Source organism: Candidatus Liberibacter sp. (assembly GCF_014048425.1).
Classification (GTDB): Bacteria; Pseudomonadota; Alphaproteobacteria; order Rhizobiales; family Rhizobiaceae; genus Liberibacter.
The window spans coordinates 1-5,662 of sequence record NZ_JACETX010000055.1 but is presented as its reverse complement, the minus strand read 5'-3'; the positions used below and the strand labels follow the sequence as shown (position 1 = coordinate 5,662).

The following is a 5,662-nucleotide window of genomic DNA, read 5'->3' as shown; positions in this document are numbered from 1 at the left end:
TGTGTTTATGGCAACAGTCAATATCGTAAAAGTTTCTTCAAATTATGCACGACAGGAGAAAGCGATACTCCAGTCGTCTCTTTTGTTGGCAACATTGACGGAAAGTATTTTTACAAACGCCAATATAGATTTTGAACCTTATTCCAGAGTACAGGCAGAAGACAAGCTGAAAGAAATCTTTTTACAAAGACAGATTTTACCCGATAGTTTCATTCTTCTTGCTCGATCAGATGGGCTTATTCTAGGATCATCCGTAGCCAATTCATCCTATGTTGGGCAAAAAATAGAAGATATTATACCTGAAATTCTTCCTTTGGAAAAAATAGGAAAGCACGCCAGCATATCCGATGTGTCTCTTGTAAAACAACCATATTACGTCTCTTCAATACGTCTGGATAAAAATAATGGTTTGATTCTTGTAGCAAGTTCTCAAACGGTTCTATCTTCCCTCTGGCGTGACGAAGTAACCTCTGGAGTACTGCTTTTTTCGGGTGTCTCTGCAATTTTGCTATTAATTCTTTTCAGTCACTGCGCACAAGTAAGGCGTGTCAAAGAAATAGACGATCTTTTGTCAGAAGCGAATATACGTGTTGAGACAGCCCTTTCGCGTGGAAGATGTGGGATTTGGGATTTTGACTTTATAAGCAAACGATTTTATTGGTCGCAATCCATGTATGAAATACTTGGTATTCCTTATGCAGGTAAAACATTGTCATTTGGTGAAGTGGTGCGCCTCATTCATTCTAAAGACAAGGATATCTATGATATTGCTCGATCAGTGATGAGAGGAAAATCTGTACATTTAGACAAAGTTTTTCGTATTCGTCATTCCAATGGAAATTATGTTTGGATGAGAGCACGTGCAACAGTCATGCGTACAATATCTGGGCAGATGCGCATTATTGGCATAGCGATAGATGTTACCGAACAACATTATTTAGAACAGCGTTATGCAGAGGCAGATCAACGGTTAGAAGAGGCGATAAAGTGTACTTCTGAAGCTTTTGTTCTTTGGGATAAAAATGATCGATTAGTTATGTGTAATGTTCATTATCAAAAAGCTTATGGATTACCAGATCATGTTCTTTTGCCGGGGACAAAACGTTTGGTTGTAAAACAAGCTGAAACTCATCCGATTATTGAGTGTTATACATCTGATCCTGGATGTTCAGGCCAAGCCATAACAAAAGAAGTAAAACTTGCTGATTTAAGATGGCTTCAAATAAATGAGTGGCGTACACGGGATGGGGGAATTGTTTCTGTTGGCACCGATATCACTCAGCTTAAGCGTAATCAGAAAAAATTACGAGAATCGGAACGGCGTCTTATGGCGACTATCAACGATCTTTCAACTTCGCGCCAGGTGCTGGAGCGTCAAAAAATGGAACTTTCAATTGCTAATGCTAACTATCAATCTGAAAAAGAGCGTGCAGAAGCGGCTAATAAGGCTAAGTCAGACTTTCTTGCCAAGATGTCTCACGAATTGCGAACACCTCTTAATGCCATCCTTGGCTTTTCTGAAATCATTAAGAGTGAGATGTTTGGATCGTTAGGATCTACAAAATATTATGAATATGCTAAAGATATCCACGACAGTGGAAAACATCTTCTCAATCTTATTGATGACATCCTTGAAATGTCGAAGATAGAAGCAGAGAATATATGTATTAATAAAACAATCATTAATTTAGAATCGCTGATTAAGGAAAGTATCCGTTTTATTACTATTCCTTCCCATAATAAAAACATTCAGATAGAAGAGAAAATTTCTCAGGGATTGACGTTTAATGCCGATGCACGTGCCATAAAACAAATTCTTATTAATATCCTTACCAATGCTGTAAAATTCACTGACAACGGTGGGAAAATAATAGTCCGTGCCCGTAAAACAGGAGATTTAGTTATCATGACCATTGCTGATACTGGAATTGGAATTTCTAGGTCAGCTTTGAAAAGAGTCGGACAGCCTTTTGAACAGGTACAGGATCAATACGTCAAGAGGAGAGGTGGCGGATCTGGTCTTGGATTGGCAATTTCTTATGCCTTATCTAGCTTACACGGAGGGAGAATGAGGGTGTTCTCTCAAGAAGAAATAGGAACAACTGTCGTGATTTGTATGCCAAGTCATGAATGATATTTTAGTATTTTATTTTCAGTTTCTTGTCTCCTTTTCCTCATTTCTGGTGGTGTGGATGATCAATTCAGGAAATTTGGATTGCGGCTCTTTGTTAGGACTAAATCCCGTCATTGAAGGTAGGACTGGTTTAAATATTTGGATTGGAGTGTGTGGTTTTATCGGTCGGGCGAATTTTATTCGTCAGCGTAATACTGTATGTGTAACAGATACATTGCCTCTATCTTCACAGCTAACGATGTACGATAGAAGAACAGTTCTCATATATGGTCATGCGATAAGAATAATAACTCATAGTATTATAGAAAATTCATACAAGGAAAAAGATGTAAGGTATCAAAATTATATATTTATGATTTTTTGAATAGGAAGAAAAATGATGTTTCCTTTACTTTTAGATCTCATAAGAAGCTTTAAGGGACTAAGATTAAAAGCCTGTCGATATTCTGCTGGAATAAGGCTATCGGTTACGGATATATGAGGGATTCGCTGATTAACTTTGAAAGCCTCATCAACGGTTCTGTGATCGTCTGAAGATGGTGGAGACATTACAGAAAGATCGAAAGATCTTTCTTCCGAAAATCTATTTCTATTTACATTATGCCGAGACAAATACTTCCAGCTAGATTTGATGTTTGTGAGGGAAATCGCGGAGAACAGGACGGATCAACTGTTCGTCCAAGATGTTTCAAGAGATCTAAGCCAAGTGTCCAAAGATTCTCCTTATTTTACGATTATCTCATCGCAATAAAACATGTCCTCTATTGGAGATTTTGTTTTCAATCTTAGTATTGAAAAATATCAGGCTAGTAGGCTTCGTAAACGTGTGGATTCTAAAGATTGGGGAGGAGTGTCTTCCTGTGAAATCCGCAAATGGATTTTTTCTAGAGGGCAGCGCGAAGAGGGGGATCTTTTCGCTCGAAGAGAAATAGAGGTGGAGTTTTTATTAAAAGACTAAATTGTAGTGGAGTAATTGAGAAATTTCAGCAATAATCGTGATGCATATAGAATAAAACAGCGGGTATTTTCTATATTAGATCACGCATTTCAACGCCAATATTTCCTGTTTCAATGAAAACTTTCTCAAAACGGACGTCTACTCTTTTAGACTCGACATCCATTTTATTAAGAATTGAATCAAAGCGTCTATCTACTTTACCAGAGAGCTTGTCTATTTTGTTTTCCAGCATATCAGATTTTTCTCAGGCAGTATTAGTCTGTATTCCGTGAGAGATGGAGGTGAGAAAGCCTCTGTAGTATGCAATATGAGTTATGAGGCTAGTATAGCGGGAAAATAGATATGATCACAGACATAAGGTCTTTTTCATGGGTGTGACCAAAAAATTAAAAAATACAATAAATATCAATATATTGCATTTTTGCTTATATTCCAGATAGGGGTGGAACAAAATTTTTTGATTCTGTTTGTCTGTTCTTCAATACAGTGACGCTTTTCTGGGCTTTTCTCCATTGTTCAAAAGTAAGTTTATCCTCTTTGTTTCCATACTAAAACGATTGAAGAGATCGCCTTTTAAAGTTTCCCTATCAGGTATGCGAATTTTCATAGAATCTACTTTAGTGCCATTCACAATCAATTCATAATGTAGATGTGGGCCCGTCGCCATTCCTGTTCTTCCAACCCAACCGATGACTTGTCCTTGTCTAACGGTTGTTCCAGGTTTGATGTTTTTGGCGATTGCATTCTGATGATTATAAGAAGAGACATATCCGTTCCCATGGCGAATAAGAGTTTGTTTGCCATAGCCACCTGCCAAGCCGGCTTTTTCAACAACACCATCGCCAACAGCCATAATCGGCGTGCCTATTGGTGCTGCCCAATCTACGCCTGTATGCATACGTAAAACTCCTCGAATTGGGTGAAGGCGTATACCAAATGGAGAAGACAGATATCCAGATAGAACGGGGATACGTAGCAGAAAAGGACGCGCACTTTTACCGTCTTCATTAAAATACTCTATTGATCCATTAATAGGATTTTGAAAGCGATAAAAACGGATTCGCTTGTCTCCAAGGCGAGCATTGATATAGAGCAATTCAGAATCATCGCTGGCTTTGCCACTATCGCTATCCAGAGAGAAAAAAGTTTCAAGAAAATCAGTAGGCTTAAGAGTTGATTGCAAATCCACGCTACTTGCTAGGAGTCTGATTACCAATTGTATAAGGTTTTTATTCATGCCATGGAAAGAAGAAGCTCGCCAAATGCCATCGTATACACGGGGGAAATCATCATTTGCGATTGCGATATCGTTAATATTATCTATAAAATCAAGTTTTGCCGGCTCAGCACCTATGATAAAATCATTGTTATCATTGAGTGCAATAGTAATGAGGTGTTCTCCCTTGTGGTAAATACTAGCTTGAATTATCCTGGTATCTTCTTTTTTTTGTAGAACACCTATCTTAAGGACATCATTTTTTGACAATCGCCGATTAAACTTTAGTTTTTCTTTGAAGGCTTGTGCCACGAGAGAGCTCTCAGCACGGGCATATCCGGCACTAGTTATAGCATCAAAAATTGCAGTATTATTCTGACGTATCGGAATGATATCTTGAGAAAATTCAGGGTTGTCGTTCATTAATGATTGTGGTGGGGTAATTGTTCTATTTTCTTCAATTATCCGTACTGCTGTATTATTGGTCAATGTGGCGTCTTGATCTATAGATGAAATTTGAGGATCAGCATAATACAGCTTGGCTGATTGATCCTTCGTTTCGATTAAAAGAGAAGTTTGATTTCTAATAGCTTTTTCTATTTCAGATATCGGTGCTGTAATATCAGTATGAATATCGCTTATATCTGTTGGAAAATTTGATTTCTTAATGGAAATTTCAAGCTCGGATTCCGTATTGTAGATTGCGTCTGCACCATTGCTTATATTCATTAATATTTGAGATTGTGATTCTATTTTTCCCCCGGAAAAAATTTTCAATGGATCAAATTTAGGATAACTTTCTGTCTTTTGATACTGTGTTGCAAATGACATTCTGGCGTAAGCAAAGGGAACTTTTTTTATGATATCCTTACTATGTTCTTTTATAAGTTTCGGAACTTCAAGAATGGTTCTTTCAGAAGTTTTGATTGCTATATCATTGCGAGATAACCGTGCTCCTCTTCTAGAAAATGATTTTGTATCTAAGTTCGTGTTTTGTATATCTAGAGTTCTAGAATAGACTTTGGCGGGCATTGCTACTCTATGGCGCCCATCAAGGGCAATGAGCAGTGCTACGCCCATGAGAACGCCCGAAGTCATTCCAGCTAGAAAGGTTCCAGACAACCATCTAAGGGAGACTTCGCGTTTATCTAAAATCCTGTCTCCATTTCTTAAAATAGGAGGATCGTTACCAAACGAGAACAGTATTTCTTTTTCATTTAGTGTACCATGCAAGGGAGGCGCCACATTGTTTTCCAAGTTGCAATAATCATTTGATATTGGATATAATTTTTAAGGCCTAGAGTCAAATTTTGTAGATTTATTGAGAGGTGATATATTTGGATTAAGTTTTAGG

At 37.7% G+C, this 5,662-nt stretch carries 5 protein-coding genes; 2 read left to right on the top strand and 3 right to left on the bottom strand.

Translation table 11 applies throughout. The features are described 5' to 3' along the window. Position 1 precedes the first annotated feature (1 nt). Complete coding sequence (locus H0G72_RS05410) at positions 2-2,134, top strand: PAS domain-containing sensor histidine kinase (RefSeq protein WP_310649499.1); 2,133 nt, start codon at positions 2-4, stop codon at positions 2,132-2,134. A 342-nt stretch (positions 2,135-2,476) separates the two neighbouring features. On the opposite strand, the gene H0G72_RS05405 is transcribed toward H0G72_RS05410, so the two are convergent. Beyond that, positions 2,477-2,746, bottom strand: coding sequence for a hypothetical protein (locus H0G72_RS05405; protein ID WP_182017756.1), 270 nt, complete (start codon positions 2,744-2,746; stop codon positions 2,477-2,479). A gap of 142 nt (positions 2,747-2,888) precedes the next feature. Here H0G72_RS05405 and H0G72_RS06340 point away from each other — a divergent pair, with 142 nt between their 5' ends. Beyond that, positions 2,889-3,092: a glycoside hydrolase family protein gene (locus H0G72_RS06340; protein WP_259345165.1), complete on the top strand. Its 204-nt coding sequence runs from the start codon at positions 2,889-2,891 to the stop codon at positions 3,090-3,092. Positions 3,093-3,162: 70 nt separating this feature from the next. Here H0G72_RS06340 and H0G72_RS05395 read toward each other — a convergent pair whose 3' ends face one another. Continuing rightward, entirely contained in the window at positions 3,163-3,324 is a 162-nt protein-coding gene (locus H0G72_RS05395) for a hypothetical protein (protein ID WP_182017755.1), read from the bottom strand. 246 nt (positions 3,325-3,570) lie between these two features. Then, positions 3,571-5,553, bottom strand: a complete 1,983-nt coding sequence (locus tag H0G72_RS05390) for a M23 family metallopeptidase (RefSeq protein WP_310649498.1) — start codon at positions 5,551-5,553, stop codon at positions 3,571-3,573. Positions 5,554-5,662: the final 109 nt, after the last annotated feature.